At 69.6% G+C, this 15,087-nt stretch carries 16 protein-coding genes; 10 read left to right on the forward strand and 6 right to left on the reverse strand.

Annotation, left to right across the window (positions count from 1 at the left end):
* The first annotated feature begins 153 nt into the window (after window positions 1-153).
* Entirely contained in the window at window positions 154-849 is a 696-nt protein-coding gene (locus tag O4N75_RS04090) for a hypothetical protein (protein WP_269628093.1), read from the forward strand.
* Window positions 850-923: 74 nt separating this feature from the next.
* A complete protein-coding gene (locus O4N75_RS04095) occupies window positions 924-1,787 on the forward strand; it encodes a dienelactone hydrolase family protein (protein WP_269628094.1) in 864 nt (287 codons plus the stop codon).
* Between the two features lie 44 nt (window positions 1,788-1,831).
* Here O4N75_RS04095 and fghA read toward each other — a convergent pair whose 3' ends face one another.
* Window positions 1,832-2,665 (reverse strand): S-formylglutathione hydrolase, encoded by an 834-nt coding sequence (gene fghA, locus O4N75_RS04100; RefSeq protein ID WP_269628095.1) that lies wholly within the window; start codon window positions 2,663-2,665, stop codon window positions 1,832-1,834.
* A 99-nt stretch (window positions 2,666-2,764) separates the two neighbouring features.
* On the opposite strand from fghA, the gene O4N75_RS04105 reads away from it, so the two are divergent.
* Window positions 2,765-3,286, forward strand: coding sequence for a GNAT family N-acetyltransferase (locus O4N75_RS04105; protein WP_269628096.1), 522 nt, complete (start codon window positions 2,765-2,767; stop codon window positions 3,284-3,286).
* A gap of 7 nt (window positions 3,287-3,293) precedes the next feature.
* Here the strand turns inward: O4N75_RS04105 and O4N75_RS04110 are convergent, their stop codons facing one another.
* Window positions 3,294-3,881: a GNAT family N-acetyltransferase gene (locus tag O4N75_RS04110; protein WP_269628097.1), complete on the reverse strand. Its 588-nt coding sequence runs from the start codon at window positions 3,879-3,881 to the stop codon at window positions 3,294-3,296.
* Between the two features lie 130 nt (window positions 3,882-4,011).
* Here O4N75_RS04110 and O4N75_RS04115 point away from each other — a divergent pair, with 130 nt between their 5' ends.
* The gene (locus O4N75_RS04115) at window positions 4,012-4,599 is read left to right on the forward strand and encodes a beta/gamma crystallin-related protein (RefSeq protein ID WP_269628098.1); all 588 of its coding nucleotides are present in this window, start codon (window positions 4,012-4,014) and stop codon (window positions 4,597-4,599) included.
* The gene (locus O4N75_RS04120; protein ID WP_269628099.1) at window positions 4,599-5,024 is read left to right on the forward strand and encodes an META domain-containing protein; all 426 of its coding nucleotides are present in this window, start codon (window positions 4,599-4,601) and stop codon (window positions 5,022-5,024) included. Before O4N75_RS04115 ends, O4N75_RS04120 begins: the two co-directional genes overlap by 1 nt.
* Here O4N75_RS04120 and O4N75_RS04125 read toward each other — a convergent pair.
* Together O4N75_RS04125 and O4N75_RS04130 are read right to left on the reverse strand one after the other, a co-directional pair.
* The gene (locus O4N75_RS04125; RefSeq protein ID WP_269628100.1) at window positions 5,021-5,410 is read right to left on the reverse strand and encodes a DUF202 domain-containing protein; all 390 of its coding nucleotides are present in this window, start codon (window positions 5,408-5,410) and stop codon (window positions 5,021-5,023) included. The two genes, O4N75_RS04120 and O4N75_RS04125, sit on opposite strands and share 4 nt — an antisense overlap.
* A 76-nt stretch (window positions 5,411-5,486) precedes the next feature.
* The gene (locus O4N75_RS04130; RefSeq protein WP_269628101.1) at window positions 5,487-6,341 is read right to left on the reverse strand and encodes a LysR family transcriptional regulator; all 855 of its coding nucleotides are present in this window, start codon (window positions 6,339-6,341) and stop codon (window positions 5,487-5,489) included.
* Between the two features lie 109 nt (window positions 6,342-6,450).
* On the opposite strand from O4N75_RS04130, the gene O4N75_RS04135 reads away from it, so the two are divergent.
* From O4N75_RS04135 to O4N75_RS04150, 4 genes are read left to right on the forward strand one after another with little or no spacing between them, the layout of a single operon-like run.
* Complete coding sequence (locus O4N75_RS04135; protein WP_269628102.1) at window positions 6,451-7,608, forward strand: isovaleryl-CoA dehydrogenase; 1,158 nt, start codon at window positions 6,451-6,453, stop codon at window positions 7,606-7,608.
* Window positions 7,605-9,197 (forward strand): carboxyl transferase domain-containing protein, encoded by a 1,593-nt coding sequence (locus tag O4N75_RS04140; protein ID WP_269628103.1) that lies wholly within the window; start codon window positions 7,605-7,607, stop codon window positions 9,195-9,197. The genes O4N75_RS04135 and O4N75_RS04140 overlap by 4 nt, the downstream gene beginning before the upstream one ends.
* A gap of 2 nt (window positions 9,198-9,199) precedes the next feature.
* On the forward strand, window positions 9,200-11,080 hold the full coding sequence (locus tag O4N75_RS04145) for an acetyl/propionyl/methylcrotonyl-CoA carboxylase subunit alpha (RefSeq protein ID WP_269628104.1): 1,881 nt from the start codon (window positions 9,200-9,202) through the stop codon (window positions 11,078-11,080).
* A 39-nt stretch (window positions 11,081-11,119) separates the two neighbouring features.
* The gene (locus O4N75_RS04150; RefSeq protein WP_269628106.1) at window positions 11,120-11,920 is read left to right on the forward strand and encodes an aminoglycoside 3'-phosphotransferase; all 801 of its coding nucleotides are present in this window, start codon (window positions 11,120-11,122) and stop codon (window positions 11,918-11,920) included.
* On the opposite strand, the gene O4N75_RS04155 is transcribed toward O4N75_RS04150, so the two are convergent.
* Window positions 11,893-12,663: a hypothetical protein gene (locus O4N75_RS04155; RefSeq protein ID WP_269628108.1), complete on the reverse strand. Its 771-nt coding sequence runs from the start codon at window positions 12,661-12,663 to the stop codon at window positions 11,893-11,895. The two genes, O4N75_RS04150 and O4N75_RS04155, sit on opposite strands and share 28 nt — an antisense overlap.
* Window positions 12,664-12,807: 144 nt before the next feature.
* Here O4N75_RS04155 and O4N75_RS04160 point away from each other — a divergent pair, with 144 nt between their 5' ends.
* Entirely contained in the window at window positions 12,808-14,163 is a 1,356-nt protein-coding gene (locus O4N75_RS04160) for a hypothetical protein (RefSeq protein WP_269628109.1), read from the forward strand.
* A gap of 122 nt (window positions 14,164-14,285) precedes the next feature.
* On the opposite strand, the gene O4N75_RS04165 is transcribed toward O4N75_RS04160, so the two are convergent.
* Complete coding sequence (locus O4N75_RS04165) at window positions 14,286-15,080, reverse strand: PhnD/SsuA/transferrin family substrate-binding protein (protein WP_269628110.1); 795 nt, start codon at window positions 15,078-15,080, stop codon at window positions 14,286-14,288.
* Window positions 15,081-15,087: the final 7 nt, after the last annotated feature.

Here is a 15,087-nt window from a genome sequence, read left to right on the forward strand (position 1 = left end):
CGGTTCCCCTGGCCGGGAAGCTAGCTCGATAGCGTTGTTTTAGGAACGGCGTTCGGCGTTTAGGAACCATTTAGGATGAGGCGCCCGCAGGCCGGGGGTAGGAGCGCGCCAACAGCCATCCGCCCCTCCAGGGGCCTTGCCGCGAGACGCTCCATGACCAGCACCGACCTCCTCGCCCTTTCGGCCGCGCGCCGCTGGGACATCTACGGCCCCATCCATAAGGGACTGCGCCGCGCCCACGGCGCGATGGCCGCGCGGCTGGGCTCGGCGGATTACGCCGCCGACCTGCGTCCGCTGCTCGCCGACCTGCGCGCCCACCTGGAAATCGCCGGCCAGCACCTGGCCCACGAAGAAGACTACATCCATGCGGCGCTGGCCGCCCGTGCGCCGGACGCGGTCGCGACCCTGGAGGACCAGCACGAGCATCACCGCGCCCGCTTTGCGGCGCTGGAGGCCGCGATCGCGCGCCTTGAACACGGGGCCGCCAGCGATCGCCCGGGACTTGGCCGCGTCCTCTATCTGGAGTTCAGCGCCTTCGTCGCCGAGGACCTCCTGCACATGCTGCATGAGGAGACAGTGACCTGGCCGTTGCTCTGCGCCCTGTTCAGCGACGAGGAACTGATGGAGACCGAGCAGGCGATCATCGCCTCGCTGTCGCCGGACGAAACCATCGCCACGATGCGGATGATGCTGCCGGCGATGAACCCGGAGGAGCGTACGGGCCTGCTGACGGGCATGAAGGCCGGCGCCCCGCCTGAAGCCTACGCGGCGGTGATCGAGCACGCCGCGCGGCCGACCCTGCCGCGGGCCGAGTTCGCCGATCTGGAGCGCCTGGGCCTGGCGGCCTGAGGCCGAGCTTCCCTCTCCGACACATCCGCGCAACAAATGCTGCGCTCCATGGGCTGGAAGAGGGAGGTGACGCCATGTGCGACGACGATATCCACCAGGGCCTGATTGAGGACCCGACCGTTTCGCGCCGGACGTTCGGCCTGATGACCGTAGCGGCGGCCGGCCTGACCGCCGCCAGCGCGCACGCCGCCGCGCCGGTCGTCGAGAAGGACGTCGAGATCAAGACCCCGGACGGGCTCGCCGATGCGGCGCTCTACTATCCGGAGGGCAAGGGCGCATGGCCCGCCGTCCTGCTGTGGCCCGACGTGCTCAGCCTGCGGCCGGTGTTCCGCGAGATGGGCAAGCGCCTGGCGGCCTCGGGCTATGTGGTGCTGGTCCCGAACCTCTACTATCGGGTCAAGAAGGCGCCGGTGATCGAGGGCGCGTTCAACTTCGCCAGCCCGGACGACCGGGCCAAACTGGCCCCGCTGCGCGCCAGCGTGACGCCGGACGGGACCGACCGAGACGCGGTCGCCTATCTCGCCTTCCTCGACGCCCAGCCGCAGACCGACCGGAAGAAGAAGGTCGGGACTCAGGGCTACTGCATGGGCGGTCCGCTCGCCTTCCGCACCGCCGGCGCGGTCCCGAACCGCGTCGGCGCGGTGGCCAGCTTCCATGGCGGCGGGCTCTTCACCGACGACCCGACCAGTCCGCACCTGCTGCTGCCGAAGACCCATGCGGAGTACATGGTCCTGGTCGCCGACAATGACGACAAGCAGGATCCCGCCGCGAAGGAAAAGCTCAAGGCCGCGCTCGACGCGGCCAAGCTCAAGAGCCGGGTCGAGGTCTATGCCGGCGCCGCGCACGGCTGGACGGTGAAGGGCAGCCCGGTCTACGCCGAGGCGGCCGCCGAAAAGGCCTGGGCCGAACTGCTCGACCTCTACAAGCGCGCGCTCTAGCGCCATGCGGCCGGCGGCGCGTCCGCCGGCCGCTTCCGCCGGCCTCAGAGCCGGGCGGCGTGCCAAGCGACGTGGTCGCCGATGAAGCTGGTGATGAAGAAGTAGGAGTGGTCGTAGCCTTCCTGCATGCGCAGGGTCAGGGCCGCGCCGCCCTCGGCCGCGGCCGCCTGCAGCAATTCGGGCTTGAGCTGTTCGGCCAGGAAGCTGTCGGCGCCGCCCTGGTCGACCAGGATCTCGCGGCCGCGCGCTTGGCCCGCGGCGATCAACAGGGCGCTGTCGTGCGCGGCCCAGGCCGCTTCGTCCTCGCCCAGATAGGCGCCCAGCGCCTTGCGGCCCCACGGGCAGCGGGTCGGCGAGGCGATCGGCGCGAAGGTCGACACCGTCCTGAAGAGCTGCGGATGACGCAGCGCCAGGGTGAGCGCCCCGTGGCCGCCCATCGAGTGGCCGAAAATCCCGCGCCGTCCGCCGTCCAGCGCGAAGGTCCCTTCCGCCGCAGCGATCAGGTCGGCGGCCACGTAGCTCTCCATACGAAAGTGCGGCGCCCACGGCGCCTGCACGGCGTCGACATAGAAGCCCGCGCCCTGGCCGAGGTCATAGGCCGGGTCGTCGGCGACCCCTTCGCCGCGCGGGCTGGTGTCGGGCGCGACGATGGCGACGCCGGCCTTGGCCGCGTACGCATAGGCGCCGGCCTTGGTGGTGAAGTTGTCCTCCGTGCAGGTCAGCCCCGACAGCCAGACCAGATAGGGGACCGGCGCCTGGGCCCCGCCCGGCATGAACACTGAAAACCGCATCGGCGTGCCGGTGGCCGCGCTCTGGTGGCGGACATAGCTCAGCGTCCCGCCATGGACCTTGTGCTGTTGAAGGATCTCTACGCTCATCTCGACCTCGCCGTGACGCCTGGCCGTTCCATAGCCGCCAAGGCCGGTCGAGGACAGACGTCGTGCCGCCGCCACAGTCCCGGTGTATGAGGTCGCGCCATGACCTCGACCCCTACGCTCCGCCCGCTGACGGACGCCGACATGCCCGCCGTCGCCGCCCTGCAGCTCGTCGCCTTTGCGCCGCTGTTCCATGAGCCGCAGGAGATCCTGGCCAGCCGCCTGACTGTGGCGCCGAACCTGTGCTGGGGCGCCTTCGACGACGACGACCTGCTCGCCTACATCCTCAGCCATCCGTGGCCGGCGGCCAGCCCGCCGCCGATCGGCGTGACGTTGAGCGCGCCGCCGCCCAGCGACAACTGGTTCGTCCATGACCTGGCGATCGGGCCCGCCGCGCGGGGCCTCGGCCTCGGCCGCGCTTTGGTCGGAGCGGCGTCCGGCGCGGCCCGGGGCGAGGGCCTGACCCGCGGCGACCTGGTCGCGGTCCAGGGCGCCTGGCGGTTCTGGGAGAAGCTCGGCTATGCGGTGCAGGACGATCTGCCGCCGCCGCTGCGCGACAAGGTCGCGGGCTATGGCGAGGACGCGCGCTACATGACCGCCGACCTCGCCGCGCTGAACGTCTAGCGGTCGGCTAGATCAGCGGCACGTGGCCCGCGGAGTCCCGCGGCGCCAGGCCCAGCAGCCGCGGATCGTCGGCGATCTCCACCTGACGGCGGAACGGGGTGAAGCCCGAGCGGACATAGAAGGCCAGCGCGCCCGGGTGGTCGAGGCTGCAGGTGTGCACCCAGAACCGCTTGATCGGCGCGGCCCAGGCCCGTTGCACGGCGCGGTTCATCATCCAGCGCCCCGCGCCGCCGCCGATCAGCCCCGGCGACACGCCGAAAAAGGTCAGCTCGCACTCGCCCTGGGTCCGGAAATCGAGCTCCAGGATGCCGACGCCCTCCGCGGCCTCCAGTCGATAGACCTCGACGCCGTCGGCGCCGATCGTGGCGGCCAGTTCGGCGTCGGGCATGAGCAGCCGCGAGAACCACAGCCAGTCGCGGCCAACGGCGGAATAGAGGTCGCGGTACTCGGCGACGCCGGGCTGCTCCAGGCGCCGCAGCGCCCAGCCGGCGCCGTCGGCCTCGGCCCGCGACGGCGGCGGCGCATGCATTTCCAGCGAGGTGACAATGGTGGCGATCTTGCCCGGCGCCACGTCGTGATACCCGTCCGCCAGCATCGATCGCTCCTTCTTCATCGAACCGGCCGGACCAAGGCCAGTGCTCCGCCTGGATGTCAACGCACGCTGCGCGGGAACTACAGCCGCGCTTTTCCATTAGAGTCGACGACCGGCGATTTGGGAGGACTGAATGCTGTCACGGATCATTCTGGCGTCTGCCGCCTTGCTGGCCTTGGCGGCGCCCGCCCAGGCCCAGGACCGCATGGCCCCCAACGCCCAGCTGTTCTCGGCGCCGAACTATCAGGGGCGGAGCCTGACCGTGATGCGCGACATGTCGACGATCCCGGCCACCTGGTCGGCGCGCAGCATCCGCATGGGCGGCGGCAGCTCCTGGGAGGTCTGCGAGCTGCCCAATTTCCGCGGCCGTTGCACCGTCGTCAGCGGCTCCAGCGCCAACCTTCAGGCTCAGATCGGGGTCAGCGGCGTGCGCTCGATCCGCGCCGCCTCGGGAGGGCCGACCCCGCTGCCGCAACCGGTTCCCGGCGGTGGTGGCGGTCGCTCGCTGAAGGGCATGGCCGCTGAGTTCTTCCCGGCGCCGGAGTATCGCGGCCGCCGCGTCGACGCCTGCGACCGCGAGGGCGGCAGCGCCGCCTGCATCGCCCGCGAATCCGACAACTTCTGCAAGTCGATCGGGTATGTCCGGTCCAAGAACGGCGCGGCCCAGACGGTCGGCGGCCGGATCTATCTCGCCGACGTCCTCTGCACGCGGTGGAACTGATGCGCCTGGTTTCGTCACTGCTCGGTCTCAGTCTTGCAGGCGTGGTCATGTCCGCCTGCGCGACCGCGTCGCCGCCGCCTTCCTCCGGAGGCGGCGGCGCGCTGGTCGGCCCGGAATGGCGGCTGGAGGACCTGGCCGGCGGCGGGATCATCGACCGCTCGCACGTCACCCTCACCCTGGCCAAGGACGGTTCGGCCGCCGGCGCCGGCGGTTGCAACCGCTACTTCGGAACCTGGACCCGCAAGGGCGACGGACTGACGTTCGGCAAGATGGGCTCGACCATGATGGCCTGCGCGCCCTCGCTGATGCAGCAGGAGGAGAAGTACCTGAAGGCGCTGGAGACCGCCTCGGGCTACAGCTTCACCGCGGACGGGGCCTTGGTGATCGCCACCGCCGCCGGCCCGCTGAAGTTCCGCACGGACTAGACCACCCGGCCGGCGATGCCGACGAACAGCGCGACGCCGGCCAGCAGCATCACGAGCGAAATGAATAGGGTCGGGCGACCGAGCCGGAACTCCTCGGTGCGGCGCAGGTCCTTCAGCGTCGTCCAGTAGCTGACCACGCCCAGCATCATCGACAGCGTGCCGACGCCGGCCAGGAACAGTCCGACCTGTTGGGGGCTGTCGGCGCGCGCGAGCTGGTCGCTCTGCACGGCGCTCTCGAGGAACTTGTAGATCGTGAAGCCGAAGCTGAGCATCGACAGCGAGGTGCGGACCCACGCCATCAGCGTGCGGTCGGCGGCCATGATCGTCCGCATGGCGCCCAGGTCGCTGGGCAGGCCCAAATTGCCCTTCGCACGCGAGGCGGTCATGGCGGGTCTCCGGTGGACGGTCGGAGAAGGGAACCATGCGGCTGCGCTCGCGGGCATCGGGCGTTACCCTGACCCGTCAGCCCATCTCGCCGAACACCTCGCGCGCCGCCTGGACGAAGGCGCTGGGGCGCGCAGCCTCGCCCGCGTAGCACAGGCCGATCACCCGCCGGGGGGTGAAGCCTTCGAGTCCGACCCGCGCTACCCCTGGGTCGCGGTAGCTGTCGGGCATGACGGTGATCCCCAGGCCGGCGCGGACCAGGGTCAGCACCTTCTCGTCACCGGCCCCGCGATAGCTGAAGAACGGCCGCACGCCGCGGTCGGTGAAGTAGCGGCTGGTCTGGGCCAGCACCTCGCAATGACGGCGGACCATCATCACTTCGTCCGCCAGGGCCTCGCCCTCGACGCTCCCCGCGCCGGCCAGCCGGTGCCCGGCCGGCAGGGCCAGGCCATAGCCCTCCTCGTGCAGCCGCTCGCCGGCGAAACGATCCGTAGACGGATTGATGGCGGTCAGCGCCGCCGCGACCCGGCCGCGGTCCAGCAGGCTGAGCACCTCCCGCTCGGTCCCTTCCAGCAGTTCGATGCGCTCGGCGCCGGGCGGGCGGCGGGTCAGGATCTCCTCGATCAGCGCGGCGGGAATGGTCGACAGCACCGCCACCCGCAGCAGCTGCGCCGGCGCCGCGCCGGCGACCGCCGCCTGGGCCAGGTTGAACTCGTGCTCGATGCGGCGCGCGTGGACCAGCAGGCGGCTGCCAGCCTCGGTCAGGTGGACGCGGCGATTGGTGCGGTCGAACAAGCGCGCCTGCAGCTGGGCCTCCAGCTTGGCGATGCCGGCCGACAGGGTGGGCTGGGCGACGTTCTCGCGCGCCGCGGCGCGGCTGAAGTTCCCGGTCTCGACGATGGCCAGGAAGTAGCGCAGCAGATAGCGGTCCATGATAGATCGCATCTATCATGTGCATCATGATCGTTCAATTTTGTGGATTGTTCTTCGGTAGCTAGTTTTGCGAGGCTAGTTCCAGACCGCCCCGCAGAAGGCAGCCCGAATGACCGGTCCCAGCTTCCATTTCGGCCTCGGCGAGACCGCCGACGCGATCCGCGAAACCACCGCGCGCTTCGCCGCCGACAAGATCGCCCCGATCGCCGCCCAGGTCGACGCCACCAACACCTTCCCGCGCGAGCTCTGGCCGCAGATGGGCGAGCTCGGCCTCCACGGCGTCACGGTCGAGGAGGAGTTCGGCGGCCTCGGCCTCGGCTATCTCGAGCACGTGGTGGCGATGGAAGAAGTCTCCCGCGCCTCGGCCTCGGTGGGCTTGTCCTACGGCGCCCACTCCAACCTCTGCGTCAACCAGATCCGCCGCTGGGGCAGCCCCGAGCAGAAGCGCAAGTATCTGCCCAAGCTGATCAGCGGCGAGCACGTCGGCTCGCTGGCGATGAGCGAGGTCGGTTCCGGCTCCGACGTCATCTCGATGCGCGCCCACGCCGAGCATCGCGGCGACCGCTACGTGCTGAACGGCACGAAGTTCTGGATCACCAACGCGCCGCACGCCGACACCCTGGTGGTCTACGCCAAGACCTCGCCCGACGAGGGCAGCCGCGGCGTCACCGCCTTCCTGGTCGAGAAGGGCATGAAGGGCTTCAGCGTCTCGCCCAAGCTGGACAAGATGGGCATGCGCGGCTCCGACACCGCCGAGCTGGTGTTCGAGGATTGTGAGATCCCCGAGGAGAATGTCATGGGCCCGCTGAACGGCGGCGCTGCGGTGCTGATGAGCGGCCTCGACTATGAGCGCGCCGTGCTCGCCGCCGGCCCGCTCGGCATCATGCAGGCCTGCCTCGATGTGGTCCTGCCCTATGTCCGCGAGCGTAAGCAGTTCGGCAAGCCGATCGGCTCGTTCCAGCTGATGCAGGGCAAGATCGCCGACATGTACGTCGCCCTGAACTCGGCCCGCACCTACGTCTATGCCGTGGCCAAGGCCTGCGACGCCGGCCTCACCACCCGCTTCGACGCGGCCGGCGCGATCCTGCTGGCCTCCGAAAACGCGGTGAAGGTCAGCCTGGAGGCGGTCCAGGCGCTGGGCGGCGCCGGCTACACCAAGGAATTTCCGGTCGAGCGGCTGGTACGCGACGCCAAGCTCTACGACATCGGCGCCGGCACCAACGAGATCCGCCGCTTCCTGATCGGCCGGGAGCTGCTGGGCGCATGAGCAAGCTCGCCACCGCGATCGATAAGGCCTCGGCGACGTTCCAGGCCAACGACACCCACAACCGCGCGCTCGCCGCCGAGCTGGCGCAGCACGCCGCCCATGCGGCGCTCGGCGGTCCCGAGCCGTCGCGCCAGCGCCACGCCGCGCGCGGCAAGCTGCTGCCGCGCCAGCGGGTCGAGCGGCTGCTCGATCCCGGCTCGCCGTTCCTGGAGGTCGCCGCCCTCGCCGCCCACGGCGTCTATCGCGACGAGGCTCCGGGCGCCGGCATCATCACCGGCATCGGCCGGGTCTGCGGCCGCGAGGTGATGATCGTCGCCAACGACGCAACGGTGAAGGGCGGGGCCTATTTCCCGACCACGGTGAAGAAGCATCTGCGGGCGCAGGAAATCGCCATGCAGAACCGCCTGCCGTGCGTCTACCTGGTCGACTCCGGCGGCGCGAACCTGCCGCACCAGGCCGAGGTCTTCCCCGACCGCGAGCACTTCGGCCGCATCTTCTTCAACCAGGCCCGGATGAGCGGCGAGGGCATCCCCCAGATCGCCTGCGTCATGGGCTCGTGCACCGCCGGCGGCGCCTATGTCCCGGCGATGTCCGACGAGACGGTGATCGTCCGCGGCCAGGGCACCATCTTCCTCGGCGGCCCGCCGCTGGTGAAGGCCGCCACCGGCGAGGTGATCACCGCCGAGGAGCTCGGCGGCGCCGACACCCACGGCCGCCGCTCCGGCGTCGTCGACTATGTGGCCGAGGACGACGAGCACGCCCTGACCATCGTCCGCTCGATCGTCGCCAACCTGAATACGACCAAGCAGGTGGACCAGGACCTGCGCGATCCGCGCCCGCCGGCCTACGATCCGGCCGAGCTCTACGGCATCGTGCCCACCGACGTGCGTGCGCCCTACGACGTGCGCGAGGTCATCGCCCGCATCGTCGACGGCTCGGACTTCGACGAGTTCAAGGCCCTCTACGGCACGACCCTGGTCTGCGGCTTCGCCCGCATCTGGGGCCAGCCGGTGGCGATCCTGGCCAACAACGGGGTGCTGTTCTCGGAAAGCGCGCTGAAGGGCGCGCACTTCATCGAACTGGCCTGCAAGCGCAAGATCCCGCTGGTCTTCCTGCAGAACATCTCCGGCTTCATGGTCGGCGGGAAGTACGAGGCCGGCGGCATCGCCAAGGACGGGGCCAAGCTGGTCACTGCGGTCGCCAGCGCCGAGGTCCCGAAGTTCACCGTCCTGATCGGCGGCTCGTTCGGGGCCGGCAACTACGGCATGTGCGGCCGCGCCTACTCGCCGCGCTTCCTGTGGACCTGGCCCAACAGCCGCATCAGCGTGATGGGCGGCGAGCAGGCCGCCAGCGTGCTGGCCACCGTGCACCGCGACGCCGACAAGTGGACGAGCGCCGAGGAGGAGGCCTTCAAGGCCCCGATCCGCGAGCGCTACGAGCACGAGGGCTCGCCCTATTTCGCCACCGCCCAGCTCTGGGACGACGGCATCATCGACCCGGTCCAGACGAGAGACGTCCTCGGCCTCTCCATCTCCGCCGCCCTCAACGCGCCGATCCCGGAAACCCGGTTCGGCGTCTTCCGGATGTGACCATGATCAGCAGCATTCTGGTCGCCAATCGTGGCGAGATCGCCTGCCGCGTGTTCCGCACCGCCCAGGCCATGGGCCTGTCCACCGTCGCCGTCTATTCCGAGGCTGACGAGGGCGCCCCGCACGTGCGCATGGCCGACCAGGCCGTGCTGATCGGCCCGGCCGCCGCGCGCGAGAGTTACCTGGTGGGCGAGAAGATCATCGACGCGGCGCTGGCCACCGGCGCCGACGCCATCCATCCCGGCTACGGCTTTCTCTCCGAGAACGCCGAGTTCGCCGAGGCGGTGGTCGCCGCCGGCCTGACCTGGATCGGCCCGCCGCCCGCCGCGATCCGCGCCATGGGCCTGAAGGACGCGGCCAAGTCGCTGATGGCCAATGCCGGCGTGCCGGTCACCCCCGGCTATCTCGGCGAGGACCAGAGCCCCGCGCGGCTGCAGGCCGAGGCCGACAAGATCGGCTATCCGGTGCTGATCAAGGCCGTCGCCGGCGGCGGCGGCAAGGGCATGCGCAAGGTCGATTCCGCCGAGGCCTTCGCTGCGGCCCTGACCTCGTGCCAGCGCGAGGCCGCCGCGTCGTTCGGCGACAACCGGGTGCTGCTGGAGACCTACGTCACCCGCCCGCGCCATATCGAGGTGCAGGTGTTCGGCGACAGCCAGGGCCAGGTCGTTCACCTCTATGAGCGCGACTGCTCGCTGCAGCGCCGCCACCAGAAGGTCATCGAGGAGGCGCCCGCGCCGGGCATGAGCGCGCAGGCCCGCGCCGCGGTGACGCAGGCCGCCGTGCGCGCCGCCCAGGCCGTCGGCTATGTCGGCGCCGGCACCGTCGAATTCATCGCCGACGCCAGCGAGGGCCTGCAGCCGGACCGCATCTGGTTCATGGAGATGAACACCCGCCTGCAGGTCGAGCATCCGGTCACCGAGGCGGTCACCGGCGTCGACCTCGTCGAATGGCAGATCCGCGTCGCCGCGGGCGAACCGCTGCCGCTGGCCCAGGAGGACATCGAGCTTTCCGGCCACGCCATGGAAGCGCGGCTCTACGCCGAAAACCCGTCCGCCGGCTTCCTGCCTTCGATCGGCCCGCTGGAGCACTTCAAGCTGCCCGAGGACCTGGTCCGCGTGGACACCGGCGTGGAGGAGGGCGGCGAGGTCTCGCCCTTCTACGACCCGATGATCGCCAAGCTGATCGCCCACGCCGCGACCCGCGAGGGCGCCTCCGACCTACTGGCGCAGGCCTGCAGCGAGGTCGAGGTCTGGCCGGTGAAGACCAACGCCGGCTTCCTGGCCCGCTGCCTCGATCATCCGGACTTCATCGCCGGCGACGTCGACACCGGCTTCATCGAGGCGCGGATCGAGGCCCTGGCCGCCCAGCCGGCCCCGTCCGAGCACGCGCTCGCCTCGGCCGCCATGGCCGTCACCCTCGACGAGGAAGACGCCCCCGCTGATCCGTGGGACGGGCTGACCGGCTTCCGGCTCAACGCCGCGCCGGCCGCCTCCATGCGGCTCTACCTCGGCGACCAGGGGTTCGATGCGCCGCTCTATTGCGACGACGTTCCGGGCGACGTGCTGCTGACCGACGACGGCGAGGTGGTGGTCTTCGACGCCGGCGAGACCTTCGTCCTCACCCTGCGTCCGCCGCTCAAGGACGCCGCCCACGGCGGCGGCGGCGACGGGGCGATCGCCTCGCCGATGCCGGGCAAGGTGGTCGCCGTCTCGGTCAGCGTCGGCGACAAGGTCGTGCGCGGCCAGGCCCTGCTCACCCTCGAAGCCATGAAGATGGAGCACGCCCTCAGCGCGCCCTTCGACGGCGAGGTCGAGTCGTTGTCGGTTTCTGTGGGCGACCAGGTCAGCGAGGGGGTGACATTGGCCCGGCTCGTCACCACCTAGCTCCATCGAACCTGGACTTTGGCGTGTGAGGAGGCGGCCATGTACGAGGTCGCTTCCATCGAGGATTATGTCCGCTGCATGCTGGAGGAGGCGGGGCTGCCGCACGGCTGCGCGCCCGTCGACGTCGTCGGCCACGGCCAGTCCGGCGACCTGATCGCCACCGTCGGCCCCTGCGTCGTCAAGTTCGCCCCCGGCGACCATCCGGGCAGCGCCGAGACCCTGGCGCGCGAGGCGCAGGTCGTGCGCTGGCTGGGCGGCCGGGTGCGCGTCGCCGCCAACCTCTGGAGCGGCGCCTTCGAGGGCGGCTTCTGCCTGATCAGCGAGCGGCTGCACGGCCAGGCCGTCTCCCACGTCAGCCCGCACGACGCCGCCGACGCCCTGGCCGCCACGGCCGATCTGCTGGCCCGCCTGCACGGCCTCGACGTCGCGGACTGCCCCTACGACATGAGCCTGGCCGCCAAGTTCGCCCTCGCCGAGCGCCACGTCGCCGCTGGCCTGGTCGACGAGGACGACTTCGACGACGAGCGCGCTGGCTGGACCGCGCGCCAGGCCCTCGACCACGCCATCGCCACCCGCCCGGCCACCGAGCGGCTGGTCCTCACCCACGGCGACGCCAGCCTGCCGAACTTCATCTGGAGCCCCGGCCGCCCGGTCGGCATGGTCGACCTCGGCCGCTTCGGCCTGGCCGACCCCTGGCAGGACCTGGCCCTCTTCCTGCGCTCAGCGAAGTTCAACCACCCCCACCTCGACGCCGCCGCCATCCTGCGCGACCGCTACCCGCTGACCGCCGTCGACGAAGCCGCCTGCGCCTTCTACCGGCTGATGGACGAGTTCTTCTGAGGGGCGCATAGCGCCGCCGTCAAGTCGAACGCCACAGGTTCGACGTCGTCGATGAACCTATATCGATAGCTGACCGAGCCGCCGCTTTGGAGGATGCCGCGGACCCCGGCATTTGCGCAAGCTTCTGCAGGGAGTTTGCTCTCGAGGAAGGCGAGCATCACGTCCCGCGATTGCGCTGGCTTGGTGATTTCATGGTTGAGAACCAGCTTCTGCTGTTCGCGACGGGCGCTGGTGAGAATGGTGATCTCATCCACCTTTAGGGGCAGCAGCGATGCGGAGGCTGCTATCTCGTCATCGATCATCGCCTCCACCGACATTGCAGCGGGAGCGTCCGCGCTAGGGGCCGACATCGAGGCGAAGTTCAAATAGAGGAGGCCCCCGGTCACCAGGGCGAGCGCCGTCAGTTCAACCGCCTTGCGTCCCTTCGATGCGCGCGCGATCGCGCCGTGATTGGACGGCTTGCCTTCGACATACAGGCGACGGACGATGTAGGCGACGCCGCTATAGAACACGACCAGGAAGATGATCCCGTAGAGCCCGAACAAGGGGCCGTCGTCCGTCGCTTGGCGGATTGCGCGGCTGATCAGACCGTCACGTTCCGGCTCGACCAGGCTTCCATTGCTGGCGAATAGGTACGTCGCAGCGGCCTGCCACAGCCACATCGCGCCAACCCACCGCCAGTACGAGAAGTAGCGGTATCGCAGGATGCCGAGCACCGCGGGAACGAAAACCAAGAGCCACATGAGAGTCGTCTCCGAGACACGCTTTGGCTGCGCAATGCAATATGTTCTTATTTTGTTCTTGTCAAGCTTGCGTCCTTGAGTTACATATATCTTCGTTATGCGGGCGAGGGGTCCGCGCAATTTCCCATAGCGAATGAGGCGTGGATGGCTGGGTTGTTGGACCCCGCGGCGGCGTTGAATGCCGCCAGCAAGTTCGTGGACAAGAAGCGTCGCGAAGCGGCAGGAACGATTGCGACGGTCAAGGGCGACCTTGCCCAAATGGAGCGTCAGCTTAAAGGTCAGGTCGCCGCCGCGGTCCTGAAGGTCGCCCATGATCCGAAGACGCCGCCGGGCGTGGCGAGGCAGGCGCTGCGCCTCGTCCCCGAGCTTGTTCCCAAGAAGGCGCCGTCTGCGAAGGCCACGCGGCCTGTCAGCGCGCCCACGTCGAAGCCGAAGGCCGCGGCTGCGCCAACTCTCCGAGAGCGGATCGACGAAAATCTCGGACGCGCTGGAGCCTTTGTGAACGGCGCCGGAGATGCTGCGACGCTCGGCTTGGCGAACCACCTGATGGTCATTCAGCAGATGAGGCAGGGCGCGGGGATCGGGCTGAATCCCATCGAGAACTACAAGCATCTTCTTGGGTTGCAGGAAGCTCAGGATCTTCTTGAAAAGGAGAAGTACCCGCTGTCGCGCGGCGCCGGCTCCGTGGTTGGCACTGTGGCGCCGCTCATCCTCTCCGGAGGCGCTAGCGCAGCTCCCCAGGGCTTTACAAGGATCGCGCCCCATGCGGTCAAGGGCATCGGTTGGGGTGGGCGTGCCTTGGTGAAGCGCTTTGTCCCCCAGGCTGGGGCCTCCCTCGCGAGCGGTGGCGTAAGCGCGGCGACGCAGGTTTTGGTCGACGCTGCTGACCCGCGTCGCGAAGTGAATCCCGCTGATACGGTCGGAGCTTTGGTGGGCGGCATGGCTGGTGGACTCACGACGCTTTATGGCGGGGTTCGGTCAGGCGCGATCAGTGACGCCGTAGCGACAGAGTTGACGCGTGCTGCGCTTCGCGGTGAGCGGCCTTCGATTGAGGCGATGGGCCAAAGTGCGGTCGCCGGCGTCTACTTGGGCAAGGTCGGCGGCGATGCGGCCAATCGCTGGTCGCGAAATCTACCAGCGAGCAAGTACTACAAGCGAGGGCGTCGGATCTCCAAGGAAGAGATCGGTGAGAAGCTATCTGAAACCAAGTCGCGCCTCCATGGTGAGCGTATTGTCGGACGTCAGGGGCGAATGGCCGTCTCCGGCGGCCATACAAAGCCCGATCACATCAGCGCCGGGGCCTTCTCCCGCGCTCGCGGCGAGACGTGGCCTCGCGAAAGTAAATTCGGCTTCTTCGCTGATCTTAAGCCTCGCCAGAAAGAGGCGGAGCGGGAATTGGCAGGCTATCGAGTTGATCACTTCACGCCTGATGACTTCGGCCGGATTGTGGGGGGCGCTCTCGCGTCAAGCGGCGGCCAGATCGTGACAGTCGATCGTTAGCGCAGGCCTGTCGCGGGCTAGGCGCGTGGTTAGAAGCGTGTCTCGACGATATGGTCGTTTTGAGCCGGTGCATTCGGGACGGCTCCTGCACCGACCCAGGCAGCGACATCGTCAAGACGAAGCTACGGGATCGGGGCCGAAAACCGCACCGCCCCCTCGGTCTCCGACCAGCCCTTCGCCAGCTCGGCCGCCGCCGGACCCGCGTCCCCCAACAACACGGCCCCTATCTTATCGCACGGCGTCGTCGCGGCGCGGACGCAGACCACTGGGCCGGCGGGCAGCGGGTCTGAGCGCCAGAGTTCCACCAGGCCGGCGGCGGCCTGGGGGTTGTCGGCTTTCAGCTTGCGCCAGGGCTCCTCGGCGAAGGCGGCGAGGTCGGCGTCGCCAGTCTGAAGGGCGGCCAGCGCCGCCTCGTGGGTTCCGGCCTGACGGACCTCTTTGAAGCGGCCCGGCGCCACGCCGACCTGCCGCAGGGCTGCGGCCTGGACCAGGGCACCGGAGGTCGAGCCGGGCAGCACCTCGGCATAGCGCAGGCGCGCGGCCTTCTCCGGCAGCTCGGCCATCGCCGTGACCCTTGCGTCCCGCCGCGCGACCAGCACGCCGCGATAGCGCCCGGCGGTCGCGGGCGGCACGTCCAGCACCGCCACGGCCTGCACCTTCGGGTCGGCCTGCACCGCCAGATAGGCGGCGAGGTTGGTCATGGCGACGTCGACCTCGCCGGCGGCGATCGCCTGGGCCAAGGCGTCCGGAGCCTCCAGCAGGACCACCTGGGTTTCGCGGCCCAGCGCCGCGCCCAACTGGTCGGCCATCGGCTTCAGCGCCGCGGCGCGGTCGTACTTCGGATAGGCGTAGGTCGCCACCTTCAGCGGCAGGGGCGGCGCGGCGGCCAGTTGCGCGGCGAGCAGGAGTGCGATCATGCCCGCC

This window comes from Phenylobacterium sp. NIBR 498073, assembly GCF_027286305.1.
GTDB lineage: Bacteria > Pseudomonadota > Alphaproteobacteria > Caulobacterales > Caulobacteraceae > Phenylobacterium.

Coding starts and splice junctions, on each gene's coding strand:
- O4N75_RS04090 (WP_269628093.1), top strand. CDS start 154: ATGACCAGCACCGACCTCCTCGCCCTTTCGGCCGCGCGCCGCTGGGAC.
- O4N75_RS04095 (WP_269628094.1), top strand. CDS start 924: ATGTGCGACGACGATATCCACCAGGGCCTGATTGAGGACCCGACCGTT.
- fghA (WP_269628095.1), bottom strand. CDS start 2,665: ATGAGCGTAGAGATCCTTCAACAGCACAAGGTCCATGGCGGGACGCTG.
- O4N75_RS04105 (WP_269628096.1), top strand. CDS start 2,765: ATGACCTCGACCCCTACGCTCCGCCCGCTGACGGACGCCGACATGCCC.
- O4N75_RS04110 (WP_269628097.1), bottom strand. CDS start 3,881: ATGCTGGCGGACGGGTATCACGACGTGGCGCCGGGCAAGATCGCCACC.
- O4N75_RS04115 (WP_269628098.1), top strand. CDS start 4,012: ATGCTGTCACGGATCATTCTGGCGTCTGCCGCCTTGCTGGCCTTGGCG.
- O4N75_RS04120 (WP_269628099.1), top strand. CDS start 4,599: ATGCGCCTGGTTTCGTCACTGCTCGGTCTCAGTCTTGCAGGCGTGGTC.
- O4N75_RS04125 (WP_269628100.1), bottom strand. CDS start 5,410: ATGACCGCCTCGCGTGCGAAGGGCAATTTGGGCCTGCCCAGCGACCTG.
- O4N75_RS04130 (WP_269628101.1), bottom strand. CDS start 6,341: ATGGACCGCTATCTGCTGCGCTACTTCCTGGCCATCGTCGAGACCGGG.
- O4N75_RS04135 (WP_269628102.1), top strand. CDS start 6,451: ATGACCGGTCCCAGCTTCCATTTCGGCCTCGGCGAGACCGCCGACGCG.
- O4N75_RS04140 (WP_269628103.1), top strand. CDS start 7,605: ATGAGCAAGCTCGCCACCGCGATCGATAAGGCCTCGGCGACGTTCCAG.
- O4N75_RS04145 (WP_269628104.1), top strand. CDS start 9,200: ATGATCAGCAGCATTCTGGTCGCCAATCGTGGCGAGATCGCCTGCCGC.
- O4N75_RS04150 (WP_269628106.1), top strand. CDS start 11,120: ATGTACGAGGTCGCTTCCATCGAGGATTATGTCCGCTGCATGCTGGAG.
- O4N75_RS04155 (WP_269628108.1), bottom strand. CDS start 12,663: ATGTGGCTCTTGGTTTTCGTTCCCGCGGTGCTCGGCATCCTGCGATAC.
- O4N75_RS04160 (WP_269628109.1), top strand. CDS start 12,808: ATGGCTGGGTTGTTGGACCCCGCGGCGGCGTTGAATGCCGCCAGCAAG.
- O4N75_RS04165 (WP_269628110.1), bottom strand. CDS start 15,080: ATGATCGCACTCCTGCTCGCCGCGCAACTGGCCGCCGCGCCGCCCCTG.